Annotated in this window: 16 protein-coding genes; 4 read left to right on the top strand and 12 right to left on the bottom strand. The window is 67.1% G+C overall.

Annotated features, from left to right (window positions below):
* The 8 genes from ACO6D5_RS24170 to ACO6D5_RS24135 form a co-directional block, all read right to left on the bottom strand.
* A partial coding sequence (locus ACO6D5_RS24170) for a M81 family metallopeptidase (RefSeq protein WP_485826788.1) occupies positions 1 to 1,414 on the bottom strand: 1,414 nt, incomplete at its 3' end.
* 25 nt (positions 1,415 to 1,439) lie between these two features.
* Positions 1,440 to 2,075 (bottom strand): ANTAR domain-containing response regulator, encoded by a 636-nt coding sequence (locus ACO6D5_RS24165; RefSeq protein ID WP_315134959.1) that lies wholly within the window; start codon positions 2,073 to 2,075, stop codon positions 1,440 to 1,442.
* 2 nt (positions 2,076 to 2,077) lie between these two features.
* Positions 2,078 to 3,241 (bottom strand): transporter substrate-binding protein, encoded by a 1,164-nt coding sequence (locus ACO6D5_RS24160; RefSeq protein ID WP_315846881.1) that lies wholly within the window; start codon positions 3,239 to 3,241, stop codon positions 2,078 to 2,080.
* A 61-nt stretch (positions 3,242 to 3,302) separates the two neighbouring features.
* On the bottom strand, positions 3,303 to 4,016 hold the full coding sequence (locus ACO6D5_RS24155; RefSeq protein ID WP_485826787.1) for an ABC transporter ATP-binding protein: 714 nt from the start codon (positions 4,014 to 4,016) through the stop codon (positions 3,303 to 3,305).
* Positions 4,013 to 5,830, bottom strand: a complete 1,818-nt coding sequence (locus tag ACO6D5_RS24150) for an ABC transporter permease subunit (RefSeq protein ID WP_485826786.1) — start codon at positions 5,828 to 5,830, stop codon at positions 4,013 to 4,015. Before ACO6D5_RS24150 ends, ACO6D5_RS24155 begins: the two co-directional genes overlap by 4 nt.
* Complete coding sequence (locus ACO6D5_RS24145) at positions 5,823 to 6,656, bottom strand: branched-chain amino acid ABC transporter permease (protein ID WP_485826785.1); 834 nt, start codon at positions 6,654 to 6,656, stop codon at positions 5,823 to 5,825. Before ACO6D5_RS24145 ends, ACO6D5_RS24150 begins: the two co-directional genes overlap by 8 nt.
* Before the next feature lie 55 nt (positions 6,657 to 6,711).
* On the bottom strand, positions 6,712 to 7,878 hold the full coding sequence (locus tag ACO6D5_RS24140; protein WP_485826784.1) for a substrate-binding protein: 1,167 nt from the start codon (positions 7,876 to 7,878) through the stop codon (positions 6,712 to 6,714).
* 36 nt (positions 7,879 to 7,914) lie between these two features.
* Complete coding sequence (locus ACO6D5_RS24135) at positions 7,915 to 8,805, bottom strand: nitrilase family protein (protein ID WP_485826783.1); 891 nt, start codon at positions 8,803 to 8,805, stop codon at positions 7,915 to 7,917.
* 365 nt (positions 8,806 to 9,170) lie between these two features.
* Between ACO6D5_RS24135 and ACO6D5_RS24130 the strand changes: the two genes are divergently transcribed.
* The 4 genes from ACO6D5_RS24130 (at position 9,171) to ACO6D5_RS24115 (ending at position 12,218) form a co-directional block, all read left to right on the top strand.
* Positions 9,171 to 9,791, top strand: a complete 621-nt coding sequence (locus ACO6D5_RS24130; protein ID WP_485826782.1) for a chorismate--pyruvate lyase family protein — start codon at positions 9,171 to 9,173, stop codon at positions 9,789 to 9,791.
* 75 nt (positions 9,792 to 9,866) lie between these two features.
* Positions 9,867 to 10,415, top strand: a complete 549-nt coding sequence (locus ACO6D5_RS24125) for a hypothetical protein (RefSeq protein WP_485826781.1) — start codon at positions 9,867 to 9,869, stop codon at positions 10,413 to 10,415.
* A 59-nt stretch (positions 10,416 to 10,474) separates the two neighbouring features.
* Positions 10,475 to 11,098: a hypothetical protein gene (locus tag ACO6D5_RS24120; protein ID WP_315847379.1), complete on the top strand. Its 624-nt coding sequence runs from the start codon at positions 10,475 to 10,477 to the stop codon at positions 11,096 to 11,098.
* Positions 11,091 to 12,218, top strand: a complete 1,128-nt coding sequence (locus ACO6D5_RS24115) for a hypothetical protein (RefSeq protein ID WP_485826780.1) — start codon at positions 11,091 to 11,093, stop codon at positions 12,216 to 12,218. The genes ACO6D5_RS24120 and ACO6D5_RS24115 overlap by 8 nt, the downstream gene beginning before the upstream one ends.
* A 3-nt stretch (positions 12,219 to 12,221) precedes the next feature.
* Here the strand turns inward: ACO6D5_RS24115 and ACO6D5_RS24110 are convergent, their stop codons facing one another.
* From ACO6D5_RS24110 to ACO6D5_RS24095, 4 genes are all read right to left on the bottom strand, one after another.
* Complete coding sequence (locus ACO6D5_RS24110) at positions 12,222 to 13,691, bottom strand: MFS transporter (protein ID WP_485826779.1); 1,470 nt, start codon at positions 13,689 to 13,691, stop codon at positions 12,222 to 12,224.
* A gap of 7 nt (positions 13,692 to 13,698) precedes the next feature.
* Positions 13,699 to 14,403, bottom strand: coding sequence for an SDR family oxidoreductase (locus ACO6D5_RS24105; protein WP_088588399.1), 705 nt, complete (start codon positions 14,401 to 14,403; stop codon positions 13,699 to 13,701).
* Between the two features lie 114 nt (positions 14,404 to 14,517).
* Complete coding sequence (locus ACO6D5_RS24100; RefSeq protein ID WP_485826778.1) at positions 14,518 to 15,117, bottom strand: TetR/AcrR family transcriptional regulator; 600 nt, start codon at positions 15,115 to 15,117, stop codon at positions 14,518 to 14,520.
* A gap of 113 nt (positions 15,118 to 15,230) precedes the next feature.
* Entirely contained in the window at positions 15,231 to 15,767 is a 537-nt protein-coding gene (locus ACO6D5_RS24095; RefSeq protein ID WP_006227381.1) for a YaeQ family protein, read from the bottom strand.
* Between the last annotated feature and the right edge of the window lie 192 nt (positions 15,768 to 15,959).

Here is a 15,959-nt window from a genome sequence, read left to right as displayed (position 1 = left end):
AGTCCGAACTGGTGACGCCCGCGCTGGCGCATTCCACGAGCGCCTGCGAAATCGGCTCAAAGACCGGCCGGCAGTACATCCGGGACTTCACCAGCACGAAGCGGGCCTGGCGCGGGTCCAGCCCCATGCTTTCGAATACGCCCAGGTCCCAGGGTTCGTGGGTTCTTTCGGTGATCACCAATTGCGCCGCGCCGATGTCCAGCACGGCGCTGCGGCCCATGCACGCCGTCTGCCCGGTATAGGTGGGACCCGTGATGACGTACTGGCCGTCGGTCACCGCGCCCACCACGCCGCGGAGAAGAACCGGCGCCGCCGGGCGGCCGATGGCGGGGATCGGCCGTTTGTTGCCCACCAGGATCTCGACCCGCGCGCCCTCGCCGGCCGCGGTCAGCGCCGCCACGGCCTCGGGATCGCAATACAGCCCGGCCACGATGCCCGTCAACCCGGCATCGACCGCGGCCATCAGGACCTCCATCGTGTCGCACGTGCCGCCGGACATGCAGTTGTCGCCGTGGTCCAGCAACAGCACAGGCTTGCCGGCGCCGCACGCCAATTCGACGGCCCGGGCCAGGGAATCGGCCAATGGCTCGCTATCGTAGAAAAAGCCGTCGCGTGCCGCCCAGATACCCTTGGCCATGTCGCTGGCCGCCTGCTCGGCCTGCGCCGGTGCGCCCGCGCCGACCGCCACGACGCTCAGGCACGGCGCGGGAATGTCAGCCAGGGCGAACCCTGCCAGCACCGACACGGCCAGCATGCCGTCGGACTCGGCGCGCCGGGCCGCGTGCACGGCATCGCGCATGGCGCCTTGGGACGTGGCGCTGCGCAGGGTGTGCGTCATCAATGGCAGGCGGCGCCACGCCATCACCGGACGCGGCCCGCCGTTGAGCCAGTCGAACAGGATACGGCCGGCGTGCTCGCCGGTTTCGTACATGTCCACGTGCGGATAGGTCTTGAAACTCACGATCACGTCGGCATTGGCCATCATCTTGGGCGTGACGTTGCCATGCAAGTCCAGCGCCACCGCGATCGGCACGTCGGGCGTCTGCTGGCGCAGGCGCTCCAGCAGATCGCCTTCGCCGTCGTCGGTGCTTTCGACCGCCATGGCGCCGTGCAGATCCAGCAGGATCGCGCCGCACCCTCGCGCGCCGGCCACGATCGCGTCGCAAAGGGTGCGATAGGCGGCTGCGTCCACCCGGCCGCTGGGATAGGCGGTGGCCGATACCGGCGTGACCAGCGACGCCCCGTTCGCCTCCGCCAGGTCGATGAACGCCGACATGGCCGTGCGCTTGCCCTTGTTGTCGTCATAGGCCTGCGCGCCGAATGCGGGGCCGTCGTTGCCGAACGCGGCCAGCGGCGTGGGCACGGGCGAGAACGTATTGGTCTCGTGGTTCAGGCGGGCGATCATGATTTTCATTGTTTTCCTCTTTGCTGGCAGGCACTTAGCCGTTTTGCCCCGACCCCGGGCGCGAGCCGCCCAGGCCAAGCTTTTCCATGGCCTCGCTGGCCTCGATGATCATTGCAGCGACTTCGGCCACGCTGACGCGCAGGCCCGTGGCTCGGGTCCGCATGTGTTCGTAAGCCGCGCGTTCATCCAGCCGCTGATGGTCCATCAGCACGCGGATCGCCTTTTCAATGACGCGCCGCGCCTTGATGGTGTTTTCCAACTTGTCGATCTTGACCTGCTGGCGGCTTTGGAACTGCTTGGCAGAACGCGCCAGCACCAGCGTGCTGAGAATGCCGGCGGACCGGAACGGCCGCGTCAGCACGCCATGCGCGTTGGTCTTGAGCAATTGCTTGAGCGTGGTGGGGGTCTCGTATTCGGACAGCGCGATCAAGGTGGCCTCGACTTCGCTGGCCGACCAGGCCGAGCTGTTCTGCACGCACTGCGACACCTGGAAGAAGATGACGTCCGCGCCGGCGGGCGCGGCATCCGGGAACGGCCAATGCAAATGGATGCGGCAACCGATGCGCTTGAGTTGCTCGACCAGCACGTCGCGGTCTTCGCCGGGCGGATACACCACCGCGACGGCCACACTGCGCAGGTCCTCATAGAGGCGGCGTAGGCTATGGTCCATGCTCATTTCAACCAGAATTCGTCCAGACCGAACGCCGTCAGATAGGGATCCGGCTTCACCGGCTGGTCGCTTTCCCAGACGATGTCGAACCGCCCGTCCGCCCGGCACACGCCAATGCGCGGCGTCAGCACGCAGTGGTTGTTTTCCGCCAGGATGGACATCTGCCCGTCCGGCGCGTCGAACTGGACCTGATGCACCGCCCGCACCAGTTTGCGCGTGTCCATGCTGCCTACCCGCTGCAGCGCGCGCGCGAACAAGTGCACTTGGCTGTAGCAGGTCTCCGCATAGACGCTGGCCGGCTGCTCGCCGAAGCGCTCGCGCCAGCGCGCCAGGAAATGCTGGTTGGCAGGCGTGTCGACCGTGTTGAAATAGGTGGCGGCGGTGATGTGCCCCACGCAGCGTTGCGGCCCGATCTCGGCGACCTCGGACTCCGCCATGGTCAGGCTGGCGATGGGAATGTGGGCCGTCTGCGCCCCCGCTTGCTGGCAGGCCTCGTGGTAGCGCTGGTAGAAGCGCTGCGCGTCCGCGCCGATCAGCGTGGAGAACACCACGTCCGGCTGGATGCGCCGGATGTCGGCCACGACGTCGATGATGTCGCTTTCGTCGCAGCCCAAAGGCAGATAGGTCTCGTCCAGGATCTCGCCGCCGTGCTCCTCCACGGTCTCGCGCATGATGCGGTTCGTTTCGCGCGGGTAGATGTAGTCCGCCCCCACCAGGAAAATGCGCGAGCCGCAGTTCTGGATCAGGTAGGCGGCCAACTGCATGCTGCCCTGATTGGGCGCCGCGCCCGTATAGATGACGTTGGGCGAATACTCGAACCCTTCATACACCGAGCCGTACCACAACAGGGAATTGGTGCGCTCCACGACGGGCAGCATCGCTTTGCGGCAATGCGAGGTGCAGCCGCCGAAAATGACGCTGACTTCGTCGTCCAGCAGCAAGCGGGCGGCCAGGCGCCGATACTCCTCGGCGTCGCTGCGCGGGTCGTACACCACGGGCTCCAGCGGCCGGCCCAGCACGCCGCCCAAGGCGTTGATCTCTTCCACGGCCAGCACCGTCCCGAAGAAATGCTGCGATTCCGTCGTGCCCGTGACGCCGCTTCGCGAATACAGCACGCCGATGCGCCAGCCGGGCCGTTCTGCGTCCTTGTCCTGGAGCGAGGTCATGATGACGTCCTTAAGCGTGAATCCAGCGTGCCGGCCAGGGCGGAAACCGAATGGGCGGCGTTCATACCTTGAGATGGTCAATGATATTGCCGATGGCCTGGGGCGCACCAGCATCGCCCTGGTCCACGATGGCGCCCTGCTTGAGCACCAGATAGCGGTCGGCCACGTCCAGCGCGAAAGCCACATTCTGCTCGACGATGAACAGGGTCGTGCCGCGCCGTTCGCGTTCCCAGTTCAGGGCGCGGCCCAGCCGTTCGATCACCGACGGTTGCAACCCCTCGGTGATTTCATCCAGCAGCAGCAGTTCGGGCCGTTGCATCAGTCCGCGCGCCACCAGCAGCATCTTCTGTTCCCCGCCCGACAAGGTGCCAGCGTGCTGGCGCAGCCGCGTCGCGAACACCGGGAATAGCTCGGTGATGTCGGCGAAACGCTCGTCGAAGAGTTTCTCGCTGGGCAGGCCCAGCCGCAGGTTGTCGCGGATGCTCAAGTCGGGAAACAGGGGCTGCTCCTGCGCCGCGTACGCGACGCCGCAGCGCGCCACTTCGTGCGGGCGCAAGCGCGTGGCGTTCACGCCGCCCACGCTGACCTGCCCCCGCAACTTGGGCAGGTAGCCCATGATGGTCTTGAGCAGCGTAGTTTTGCCCATGCCGTTCTTGCCCAGCAGCGCCACGCACGCGCCGCGCTCGACCGACAGGGAAACATCGTTCAGCACCACCGAGCCCTTGTAGCCGCTGGACACGCCGTCCAGGCGTAATGCCGGCGCAGTACTCGTCATTGCCCTGCTCCTTGCGCGGCCTGCGCGCTACCCGCGTAGATGGTACGCACCAGTTCGGATTCCACGACGTCGCGAAAGCTCCCGTCCATGACAATCCGGCCCTGATGCAAGACGACGATCCGCGTCGCCACTTCCTTCACGAAGTCCAGGTCATGCTCCACCAGCAGGCAGCACAGGCCGTACTTGTGCGCCAGCGATGACAGCATCTGGCCGATTTGCGCCCGCTCGGCCTTGGAGAGGCCCGCCGTGGGTTCGTCCAGCAGCACGATGCGCGGCTCCAGCGCCAGCACCATCGCCAGTTCCAGCGCCTGTTGCTGCCCGTGCGACAGGTCGCGGGCCACGCTGCCCAGGCATTGGTCCAGCCCCGTCACGCGCAGCACTTCCAGCGCGTAGGGCGGCAGATCCAACGTGGACGCGCGGCGCCACCATGATGGCTGCTCGCGCAGCGTCGTGGCGATGCGCAGGCTTTCCGCCACCGTCATCGTGTCAAACACGTTGGCATTCTGGAACTTGCGCCCCAAGCCGTAGCGCACGCATTGCTCCGGGCCGTCCCGCAGTACCCGGTGGCCGTAAAGCTCCAGTTCGCCTTCGGACCGTTCGGCGCCGTCGGCGATGCAGCGCATCAGCGTGGTCTTGCCTGCGCCGTTGGGGCCGATCAGACCTACCAATTCACCGCCCCTGGCCCGCAGGTCGATGCCTTCCAGCACCTTCAGGCTGCCGAAGCGCTTGGCCACGCCGGACAGGTTCAGCGCCCATGACGCCGCGCTGGCCGGTTGCGGCTGCCCCGCGCGCACGCCCAGCGCCGGCACCGGCGCTGTCGCGCCGCGCCGCAAGAACGGCGCCGTCAGCAGCGGCAGCAGCCCCCGAGGCAACAGCAGGATCACCAGGATGAAGGTCACGCCCAGCAGCAATTGCCACAGGAACGGCATATTCCCGCTCAGGTAGGAACCGGCCACGTTGATGAGGATGGCGCCCAGCACCGGCCCCCAGATGGTGCCCCGCCCGCCCAGCGCCACCCAGATGATCAACTCGGTGCCGAACACGAACCCCGTGAGCTCCGGCGCCACCACCCCGCTGAACGCGCCATAGCCGAACCCTGCCAGGCTGGCCACGGCACCGCACACCACCAGCAGCACGATGCGCCAGTTGGCGGTGTTCAGGCCCAGGTAGCTGCAGCGCGATTCGTTGTCGCGCAGCGCCACCAGGATGCGCCCGCCGTCGCTGCGCATCACGACCCACGCCAGCAAGGCCACCACCGACAGGGTTCCCGCCGCGATCACATACCATGCCTCAAGAGACAGGTCGAACGTCTCGTAGCCCGTCAGGCCGGACGACGAGCCGGTATAGGTGCCGCCAGCCAGCACCAGCTGCATCAACACGATCGGCAGCACCAGTGAGATGACCGTCGCGAAAAACGGCGACGCCCCCCGATAGAACGACAGCCACCCCGTCACCAGCGCCAGCAGCGCCGCGGCGCCCACCGCCACCAACGCGGCCAGCGCGGCGGTGGCGGGCGAAAACCCGTAATGCGTGAAGGCCAGGCCGGCGGCATAGGCTCCCACGCCGAAAAAGGCGGACTGGCCGAACGTCAGATGGCCGGTGTAGCCCCACAGCACGTCCACGGTCACGGCCGCCATCGCGAAAAACAACGCCTTGATCAGCACGTTGAGCAAGTAGGTGTCGAAGATCCAGGGGCCGGCCACGGTCAGGACCAGGCACATGGCAGCCAGCCACGGCAGCGCGTGGCCGCGCGGCGCGCGCGAGGCAGGGGCAGAGGCCGCCTGCGCGCCTTGTGCAAGCGAATGGTCAGTCATGGGCGAATCCTTGGGGACGCAGGCGCAGCGTCAGTGCGGCCAGGACGGCGATGGTGACGCCGCCCAGGATCGGGCTGACGAAGATGCTCACCAGCACCTGGCAGGCGCCATAGACCAGGCAGGTCAGGAGCAGCGCGGTGATCGAATGGCCCGACACCATGACCAGCATGAAGGCGCTGACCAGCCACGGCAGGCCCATGTTCGGGTCCACGCTGGACAACGGCGTGATCAGCGCGCCGGCAAGCGCCCCCAGCCCGGCCCCCAGGCCGAACGTGGTGAAGCGTATGCGCTCGGCGTTGATGCCCAGGCCGCGCGCCAGGTCCTCGTTCATGATCACGGCGCGGGTCCGCACGCCGAAACGGGTGCCGTTGAGCAAGAGGGTCATGGCGGCGTAGATCAGCAACGCCCCCGGCACCAGGAACAGGCGGTACGCCGAATACTCCGTGCCCAGAAAAGCCACGGCGCCCTGGATCGGCGAATCCACGAACTGCACTTCCCGCCCGAACGCCACGGTGATGAGCTGGCCGATCACGATGCCCAGTCCCCACGTGGCCAGGATCGCGTCCAGCGGCCGCTTGTATAGCGGCTGCACGATCAGGCGCTCAACCGCCATACCCACCAGCACGCCGACCGCCAGCGCGAATGGCAGGGCCGCCCAGGGGTTCAGGCCCAACTGCGTCACGACGAGGCTGGCATAGCTTCCCAGCGTAAGAATCGCCCCGTGCGCGAAATTGACGATCTTCATCACGCCGAAGATGATCATCAGCCCCGACGTCACGATGAAGAGCATGGCGGCCGTGCTCAAGATGTCCAGCAGCAAACCCATATCGGTCTCCGGCGCCGCCGGACGAGCCGGCGGCGCGCATCACGTTACTGCGGCGTCATTTCAGATCCGGGCATTGCGCACCCGGATCCACCTTATCGAAGGTCTGCAGGATCTTGATGGAACCGTCCTGCTGCACCTGCCCCAGGCGCATGGTCAGCGCCGCGTGCCGTTGGCGGTCCATCTTGACGGGGCCGCGAGGGCCGTCGAACGACACTTCGCTCAGGGCCTGCACCACCTTCTGCGGATCCATGCCGCCGGCCTTCTCGACCGCCGCCTTGTACAGATAGAAGGCTTCGTACTGCGGGCCCGAGAATTCGTTCGCGGTCTTGGCGTCGTTGCCGAATTTCGCCTTCAGGCCGTCCAGGAATTTGCGGTTCTGGGGCGTATCGATGCTGGTCAGGTACGACGCCGACATGTACATGCCCACCGCCGTGTCGCCCATGGTCTTGGCCGTTCCTTCGTCTATCGCCAGGTTGCCGTAGGGCATCGACAGCCCCGCCGCCTTGACCTGCTTGGCCAGGCTGACGTTCGGGCCTCCGCCCGCCGTCGAGCTGATCAGCGCATCCGGGTTGGCCGAACGGATCTTCGACACCACGGGCGTCCAGTCCGAACCGTCGATGGGCAGATATTCCTCGCCCACGACGCGCCCGCCCTGCTTTTCGATGTATTCCCGCGTGAACTTCAGCATGCCGCGGCCGAACGCGTAGTCGCTGCCGACCAGGAAGAAGGTCTTGGCGCCGCGCTCCTTCATGAAATGGTCCACCACTGGCGCCACCTGCTGCTCGGGCACCCAGCCGTTCACATGCATCCAGCGGTTGCACGAACGGCCTTCATAGAACGAGGTGTAGATATAGGGCACCTTGCCGCGCGACACGATGGGCAGCGCGGCATTGCGCGCCGCGCTGGTTTCCATGGCGATGATGGCATCGACCTTCTTCTGGAAGACCAGCGTGTCGTAGGCCTTTTGCGCGCCCACGGCGCCCGAGGCGTCGTCGGCGATCTCCAGCACGATCTGGCGGCCCAGGATGCCGCCGGCCGCGTTGATCTCGTCGGCCGCCAGCTGCGAGGCCTGCACCACGCCGGGCGCCACGACGCTGTTGGCGCCCGACAGGCCGACCGGGACACCGATGCGCAAAGGCTCCGCCGCGTGCGCGCCGGCGACACCGGCCAGTAACGCGACGATCGACAAGCGGATGCGGAAGCTGCTGAAGAGGGGTTTCATGAGGTTGCTCCTTGGGAGTCGGCCATGGGCCATCGCTTAACGTTGCCGCGGGGCGCCGTCAGCGCCCAGTAGCTCGTCGTAGACATCGCAGCGCCTGTCGCGCAGCACGTGGTTGAAATCGTTCAATTGGCGCGACCGGCGCGACGCCTGCACGTCGACGGACGCCAGCAGCACTTCTTCCTGGTCGACGCTGGCGGGGCCCGCAGCCGTCCAGCCCTGCGACCCGACGATCAGGCTGCGGCCCACGAATGGCTGACCGCGTTCGGTGCCCACCCGGTCGGCGCACACGACGGTCAAGCCGTTGCTGTGCGCGCCGCTGATGGTCAGCGCATGGGCCATCACCGGCCCCTCGGGCGTCTGCCCCGGCATGGGCACCCAGTTGGTCGGCACCGCCACGATGTCCGCGCCGCGCACCGCCAGCAGCCGGTAGACCTCGGGGAACCAGCCGTCATAGCAAATGGCCACGCCCAGGCGGCCCAGTTCGGTGTGGAACACCGGCAGGCCCAGGTCTCCGGCCTCGAAATACAGGTTTTCGTCGCCCCACAGATGCAGTTTGCGATACGTGCCGATATAGCCGTCGGGACCCGCGATCACCGCGGCGTTGTACAGGCGGTCTCCACTGCGTTCGGCGATGCCCGCCACCAGGTAGATCCCCAGGCGCTGCGCCAGCGCGATCCAGGCCTGCGAACTCGGGCCGCCGGGCACGGCTTCGGCCAGCGCATAGGCTTCTTCGCGGCTTTCGAACACGTAGCCCGTGTTCGCCAATTCGGGCAGCACCACCAGCCGCGCGCCTTGGGCTGCGGCCTGCTCCACCAGTTCGGCCGAGCGGGCCACATTGGCGGCGACTTCGCCGATCAAGGGGGCCATCTGCACACTGGCTACCCAGATGGCCGTGGCCGCGGAACGCTGCGTGTCCGACGCTTGCATGCGATCTCCCAATTTGGAAATTGAAAACGAAAAAGCCCCCGACCACGCATCGCGTGCAAGTCGGGGGCTTCTATAGCCATACTTGATGTTCAAGCAGCAATTATTGCTGCGGGGTACTGCATGCCTTGCTCGAAACGGCCAAAGCCGATTACGGGCCCCGTCAACGGGAGGGAAGGCATTCCGGTCAATCTTGACCGTGGGCAGATAATAGAGATCGCGCCGATGCCGGGACAATAAGTGCTTTCCCGGACGCTGGAACCGCGTGCCGGCCGGCGGCGGCGCAGCGCGTTTTGCGGCGTCGCCGGCACTGCTGCGTCATTGCGACGCATTGGGGCCGTCAGCCGGGCTTGGCATAATACGCAGCCATGATGAAACCCGCAGCACATCACCCTCCGCTCGCCGCCGGCTGGCTCCCCGTCGCCCCGCCCATCCTGTCGCCGGTCGTTCGCCATTGGCTGTTCCGCCCCGGCGCGCTGACCGCCGGCCTGCGCCAAGTCGGCCAGGTCCGCCTGCGCGTGCTGGCCGAATACGCCGATGGCGCCCCGCAGGATGAAGCGCGCGCCATGGGGATCGCCCCCGGCACGCCGGTGTGGATCCGTGAAGTGCTGATGTCGGTGAACGGCGTGGACAGCGTGCCGGCCCGCAGCCTCACGCCTCTGGGCGCGTCGCACGGCGCCTGGCAAGGCATGCGCCGGCTGCTGACCCGGCCGCTGGCCGACATGCTTTACCACGACAGTACCGTCATCCGGTCGCCCTTCGCCTGCCGCCGCCTGGCGCGGCCGGTGCCGTTTCACGCCACGGCGCGCGACGTCCTGCCGCCTGAACGGCGGGACCACGACGCCGCCCGCATCTGGGCGCGCCGGTCCGTGTTCTGGCGCCAAGGCCAGCCGCTGCTGGTGGCCGAGTGCTTCCTGCCGGGCTTCTGGGAACTGGTCGCGGACCGGCCCGTGCCGCCGCTGGTGCCCCATCAGCGCACGCCGCGCTAAGGAGCGGGCGGCGGACGCCCCCGAGGTTGCCAGGCAGCCCGAGCCGCACAAGGCCGGATATGCCAGAATAAGGCAATGAGACCCTACCTCGTTCTCGGCCTGCTCCTGCTTGGAACCCTGGCCGCCGTGGGCTACCGCGTCCGGCATCCCAAGCCCGACGACACCCGACGCCGCATCCTCAGCGACCTTGTCGCCGGCGGCATCATGTACGCTTTCGTCGCGCCGGCCGTCGGCGGCGCCACGCTCATGCTGGCCCTCTCGGCGGTATCACGGGATCCGCAGAACCTGATGTTGACCGTCCTCGGCCTGCCCTGGTTCTATGTCTTCGGCATCGTGCCGGCCCTGTTGTGCGGCATCGTGGCAGGCGCGCTCAAACCGGCTCGTTCGACGTGGCCGGCCTTAGGCATGATGACGGCGGCGGGCGGCCTGTTCGGATTCCTTTTCCTGGCCGCATTCGGCAGCCGCGACTTCACATGGGCAGACCTGCTGTTCCCCTTGAGCGTCGGCGCCCTGCCCGGCATCGTCGGGGCGCTGCTTTGCACCTATTGGTTCTTCGGCAGGCCCGGCCGCCCACGCGCGCCGGCAACGGATTCGACGCCTGAGGCGGCGGATCCCCCGCAATGACCGCATCACGTCCCCTTCCCCCCTTCCTTGGCAGCCCCATCACCGACATGCTCCCTCACATGCTTACCCTAGGGTTGCGGCGCTTCTGCCTGCTGGCAATCGCCAGCCTGATCACGCTGCATGCGGGCGCCAGCCTGGCGCAGACGTTCGACCGGCAGGCGGAAAACCAGCGCTATCAACAATGGCTGCAAGATTTCCAGCAGGATTTCCAGCAATTGCGCCAGTCTCCGGATCGGGCGAACGCGGACGTCGATAAACTTTTCGCCAACACGCTGGTGCCCGGCTCGCGCGCCTCGCAGCTTGTCAAGGAACTGGCCCGCGCCCAAGGCGACAGCACACACGGCGAAATCCGCTTTGTGGGCATCCAGCGCGTGTTCATGGCCGCGCTGTCCCATTCGGTCGTCGCGGGCGACGGCGGCGTCTATCCCGAAACCCAGGCGGCGTTCAAACAGCAGACCTTGCGCGTGCGCTACATGCATGTGGACGGCGGCGGGCGGCTGGAGAACTACTTCAACAACCCGGAAATCTTCAAACCCTACCGGCTGCCGGCCCCTGGCGTGTTGACGCGCGATGCCTACCCCTTCCTGCTGTTTGAAGACGCACAGGGCAAGCTGCGCCTGGGCGGCGTATCCAAGGAATTCTGGGACCTGGTGAAGTACATGGACGCGCAACAATATGCGTAAGCTGCCGATCGCCCTTGCTCTGGCATCCGCACAGGCGCTGCTTGCCGCCCCCGCCCTTGCCGATTGCGGCCCGGCGGTTACCGATTTCTCCGCGCCCCCCAGCCTTTCCGCCGTGCCGGTGTCCGTCGACCTGGCGAACGACCGCGTGCTGCTGGGCAAACAAGGCGAACGCGTGCCGACGAACCGCAAACTGGCCTGGACCAACGAACGCGGCGACCCGGATCCGCAGACCTGGACGGACAAGGTCGACTGGTCGGCCTACCGCGCTCGGGAAACGCCGGGCACGACCGCCCCGACCCGGCTTTACTTCAGCCCGGACGGCAGGCTGTGCCGCGTGGAGCGGTATGGCAAGATCCGCGGCAGGACGGTGCTGGAAGGCGGCTATGTCCTGGCCTACGACACGGCGGGTGCGCTGGCGGCCTACACCGAATACGACTTGTCGGGTTCGTCCGATGCCCAGCCCTATGCCGCAACCCGGCGCGCGTGCCTGCAACGCGATGCGCGGGGCGTCCTGACCACCTTCATCGATGACGGCTGCGGCGATCCCAAAGGCCCCGGCGCCAGCCGCCATTATGTGCGTGATGCCTCAGGCCGTTTGCTGCGCGTGATCGACACGCTGTCGCCAGGCCAGCCTTTGGCCGTCCAGACCCTGGACGCGCAGGGCAAGCCGGCGCAGCGCTACGTGCGCCAATACTCCGCATTTATCTCCCCGGGCGATAGCCAAGGGCCTTTTGCCTACCCCGAACCGGCCACACGGCCTGACCGCCTTTACCCGCGCCTGCGCGAACACATCGCGGCGATTCCGGGTGAAATCCCGGGTGTGGAATGGCGCATCGTGCGCATCCCCGACGACGTGCCGATGGACGGCGATGACCAATCATCGTGGGACCCCGCCCTGCAAACCCTGCTGGCCAAGGGCGAAACCGATGCGCAGGGCACCGCGATCGTGGCCCCCCAGGCCCAGGAGCAGATCTGGCAGGCCATGCACAAGCACCCCGGCCGCGTCCTGTTCTATTTCGACCCGATGGGGCGCGTCGCGCTGGTGCCGGCCATGGCGCCTGCGCAATGGAATGCCTGCGGCGATCCGGCCAACCTTGGGCCGGACGCCTGCACGCCATGACGGTCAGCGCTTGCCTGGCCGCGTATCCACCGCCAGGCACAGCAACGCCGTCACCAACGCCAGCGCCACGTGCCCCACATACAGCGGCGAGAAGGCGGCGTGGCTGACCGCGCCATGGCCCAGCATCAGCACCGTGATCGCCACGCCCATCACCCCGCCGATCTGCCGCGTCGCCTGATTGACGGCGCTGCCCACGGCGTAGTGCTGCGCGGGTAGCCGGCTGACGGCCGCGCCTGACAAGGACGGCAGCACCATGCCCACGCCGATCCCGCTCAACAGCAGACCCGGCAGCCATTGCGTCAGATACGCGGGTTGCTCGCCCGGCACCAGCAAGAACCACAATCCGCTGGCCGCATAGATCAAAGAACCGCCCACCAGGAACGGACGATGGCCCATGCGCGCGGCCAGGCGCCCGGCCAGGATCGCCGTCGGCATGACCAGCAGCGGCCCCGGCGTCACGGCCAGGCCGGCGCGCGGCAGGCTGTAGTGCCAGACACCCGTCATGTAGAAAAAGAACGCGAAGAACATCATCGCGAACGCGATGCCGAAGCTCAGCGTGGCCAGGTTCACATAGCGATAGGTACGGTGCTTGAAAAGCGACAGGTCGACCAGCGGATGCGGCGTGGCGCGCGCCCAGGCCACGAAAGCCCCCAGCGACACGACGCCCACGGCGGCCACCACGCCCAACTCCAGCCGGCTCCACGACGGCGACTCCGACTGCACGATCGCCAGCGCCAACGCGCCCACGGCCACCATCAGCAAGGCCATGCCGACGCCGTCCACGCGGCGGCGCGCATCGGCCTTCACAGATTCCTTCAACAGGCCTGCGCCATACCAGAGCGACAAGGCGCCCAACGGCAGGTTGATGTAGAAGGCCCAGGGCCAGCCCGCCATGTCCACGACGAACGCCCCCAGGCTGGGGCCGACCGCCGCGGCCAATCCGCCCACCGCGCCCCACAAGCTGACCGCCACGGCGCGCTGGGAGGCCGGAAAAGCGGCCAGCACGATGGACAGCGAAGCCGGCGTCAACAGCGCCGCGCCCACGGCCTGCAGCACCCGGGCGGCGATCAGCCACGCCACGCTGCCTGCCAGGCCGCACGCGGCCGAGGCGGCCAGGAACAGCACCACCCCCACCATGAACATGCGCTTGCGGCCATGCGTGTCGGCCAGGCCGCCGGACGGGATCAGCATGGCGGCGAACACCACCGTGTAGGCATTGAGCACCCACGACATATCCGCCGCCGAGGCCTCGGGAAAACCGGCGCGCAGGGCGCCGAACGCCGCGTACAGCATGGTGCTGTCCAGCGACACCAGGAACACGGCGATGCTGGCGACCCAGAAGATGGGCCATGGAGACGCCGCGACGGGCGCGATGGCGGGGTCGTTCGCGGACTCGCTCTTGGATTCGCTTGCGGGTTCGTTTACGGAAATGGCCGGGGTTGATGCCGGCGCGGAGCGGGCGGTAGCGTGCATGATGGATTTATCCCAGCGCCTTCAGATACACCGCCGGCTCGGCGGACAAGCCCTGCTTGACCTGGCGGGTCCGGTCGTCGGCCAGCACTTCTTCCGCGCCCGCCTCCAGCCCGTCGAACGCCTGGCTCACGATGGATTCCGGCGTGGACTTGGGGCCGTCGATGCCCTTGGTCAGATCCGTATCCACAAAGCCCATGTGCAGGCCCAGCACCTGCGTCTTCTGCGCCCGCAAGTCGTTGCGCAGGCCGTTGGTCATGGCCCAGGCGGCCGACTTGCTCATGGCGTAGACGCCCAGCAGCGGGCCGTTGATCCAGCTGGCGATCGACAGCACGTTCAACAGCGCGCCGCCGCCGTTGGCAGCCAGCACCGGCGCGAACGCTTGCGCCACGCGCAGCGAACCGAAGAGGTTGGTATCCAGATGACGTTGCGCGGATTCGATGCTGCCCTCCGCCATGAATCCGCCGATGGCTGCGATGCCGGCGTTGTTGATGACGAGCGTCACGTCCGAGGCATGCGCCGCGGCGGCCGCCACGTCTTGCGGATTCGTCACGTCCAGCTTGATCGCTTCGACGCCTGCCAAGGTGACGGTCGAGGGATCGCGCGCGCCGGCATAGACCTTGCGCGCACCGCGGGCCAGCGCCTCGCGGGCAAAGGCCAACCCTAAACCGCGGTTGGCGCCGGTAATCAAAACCACTGCATTCTTGAGATCCATGATGGGATGTCCTTGGAGGGTAGATAAAGCAACTGGTGTTGGCTAAATATGATGATCATCATATTTATGGCCGGTAAAAAGACCGCGCAATGCGGCCTTGGGATGCGGTTCGGGTCAGGCGGACGGTGCGCTGGCCTCGCGGTCGTATTGGTCCAGGATGGCGTGGCGGGCCGACGCCAGCACCGCGCGCCCTTCGGGGTTGTCGCCCAGCGCCCGGGCCAGCTGCAAGGCGCCGACGAGCGTACTGGTCACCGCGGCGGCAGCGTGCTCGCCTGCTGTTGCCGGCAGCACCTGCCGCACGGCTTCCATCAAGCGTTGCACACGCACGGCCGAGGCTTCACGCACTTCGGACGACTGGCGCGGGATCTCGGAGGCCAATGCCGACACCGGGCAGCCCCCTTCACACCCTTTCAAATGCGCCTCGCCCAGATACGCTTCAACCCAGGCGCGCAAGGGGCTGGCTCCGTCGGCCCGGCGTTGCTCCATGCTCTTGGACATGCGCGCCGCGCCATCGCGACCGGCGCGTTCCATCGCGGCGGCCAGCAGCGCGTCCCGCGACGGGAAATGCGCGTAGAAGCCGCCGTGGGTCAGCCCCGCCTCTTTCATGACGTCGGCCACGCCGACACCCGCATAGCCTTCGCGACGGATCGCCCGCGCCGCCGCGTCGACGATGCGTTCGTGAGACAGCGCTTTACGGGAGGACGGGCCAGGCATGGTCGGGAATCCGAAATATGATGATCATCATATTAATCCCGCAAAAAGACCCCGTGCAAGGAAATTACGGGGTGAATTTGTAACGCTGGAATTCAGGTCGGCAAGGGCGGCGCTTAGCGCCAGGCTTCCGGCTCGACGCTGACTTCGCCCTTGTCGGCCGAAAAGTAGACGATGCCGTCCGAGATGTTGGCGTTCAGCTGCATCGTGCGCTCGGCCAGCTTGGCTAACGCGCGGGTCTGGTCCGACGGCAGGTTGATGACCTTCAGGTTACGGGTGCGCTCCAGCTTGTTGCGCACACCGTCCCACCAGATCTTGCTGGCCGATCCGCCGTAGCAGTACACGATGACTTCGTCGGCGCGGCCACAGGCGCGCAGGATGCGGCGCTCTTCGGGCTGCCCCACTTCGATCCACAGCTTGACCGCGCCAGTCAGGTCCTTGACCCACAAGTCCGGCTCGTCGGTATCGCTCAGGCCCTTGGTGAACGCCAGCTCTTCCTGCGCATGCAGGGCGTAGGCGACCAGGCGAACCATCAGGCGTTCGTCGGTTTCCGAGGGATGACGGGCGACCGTCAGCGAATGGCTGCCGTAGTAGTGGCGGTCAGTGTCGGCGACGTTGAGTTCGGCCTTGTAGATGGTGGCGCGCAGGGCCATGGTGAAAAATCCGTTGAAATCGTGCAGATTGCGTGAAGGCCGCCATGATAACGCTTGCGGGAGGGGGCGTGGTTCGCCGCGGGTCTCGTGGGGCGGTCTGTGCAGCAGCACTTCGTAGGTCGCTTGTCGGCGTGGGTGGCATGGGCACTCGCGCCCACGATTGCGGTCCGGCGCGCAGGCGCCGGACTCGCC

The organism is Achromobacter sp., from assembly GCF_057314935.1.
This window is presented reverse-complemented; position numbering and strand designations above follow the sequence as displayed.

Bases quoted from the DNA above. Each gene is read 5' to 3' on its own strand.
- ACO6D5_RS24165 (WP_315134959.1), bottom strand. From the start codon at position 2,075: ATGGACCATAGCCTACGCCGCCTCTATGAGGACCTGCGCAGTGTGGCC.
- ACO6D5_RS24160 (WP_315846881.1), bottom strand. From the start codon at position 3,241: ATGACCTCGCTCCAGGACAAGGACGCAGAACGGCCCGGCTGGCGCATC.
- ACO6D5_RS24155 (WP_485826787.1), bottom strand. From the start codon at position 4,016: ATGACGAGTACTGCGCCGGCATTACGCCTGGACGGCGTGTCCAGCGGC.
- ACO6D5_RS24150 (WP_485826786.1), bottom strand. From the start codon at position 5,830: ATGACTGACCATTCGCTTGCACAAGGCGCGCAGGCGGCCTCTGCCCCT.
- ACO6D5_RS24145 (WP_485826785.1), bottom strand. From the start codon at position 6,656: ATGGGTTTGCTGCTGGACATCTTGAGCACGGCCGCCATGCTCTTCATC.
- ACO6D5_RS24140 (WP_485826784.1), bottom strand. From the start codon at position 7,878: ATGAAACCCCTCTTCAGCAGCTTCCGCATCCGCTTGTCGATCGTCGCG.
- ACO6D5_RS24135 (WP_485826783.1), bottom strand. From the start codon at position 8,805: ATGCAAGCGTCGGACACGCAGCGTTCCGCGGCCACGGCCATCTGGGTA.
- ACO6D5_RS24130 (WP_485826782.1), top strand. From the start codon at position 9,171: ATGATGAAACCCGCAGCACATCACCCTCCGCTCGCCGCCGGCTGGCTC.
- ACO6D5_RS24125 (WP_485826781.1), top strand. From the start codon at position 9,867: ATGAGACCCTACCTCGTTCTCGGCCTGCTCCTGCTTGGAACCCTGGCC.
- ACO6D5_RS24120 (WP_315847379.1), top strand. From the start codon at position 10,475: ATGCTTACCCTAGGGTTGCGGCGCTTCTGCCTGCTGGCAATCGCCAGC.
- ACO6D5_RS24115 (WP_485826780.1), top strand. From the start codon at position 11,091: ATGCGTAAGCTGCCGATCGCCCTTGCTCTGGCATCCGCACAGGCGCTG.
- ACO6D5_RS24110 (WP_485826779.1), bottom strand. From the start codon at position 13,691: ATGCACGCTACCGCCCGCTCCGCGCCGGCATCAACCCCGGCCATTTCC.
- ACO6D5_RS24105 (WP_088588399.1), bottom strand. From the start codon at position 14,403: ATGGATCTCAAGAATGCAGTGGTTTTGATTACCGGCGCCAACCGCGGT.
- ACO6D5_RS24100 (WP_485826778.1), bottom strand. From the start codon at position 15,117: ATGCCTGGCCCGTCCTCCCGTAAAGCGCTGTCTCACGAACGCATCGTC.
- ACO6D5_RS24095 (WP_006227381.1), bottom strand. From the start codon at position 15,767: ATGGCCCTGCGCGCCACCATCTACAAGGCCGAACTCAACGTCGCCGAC.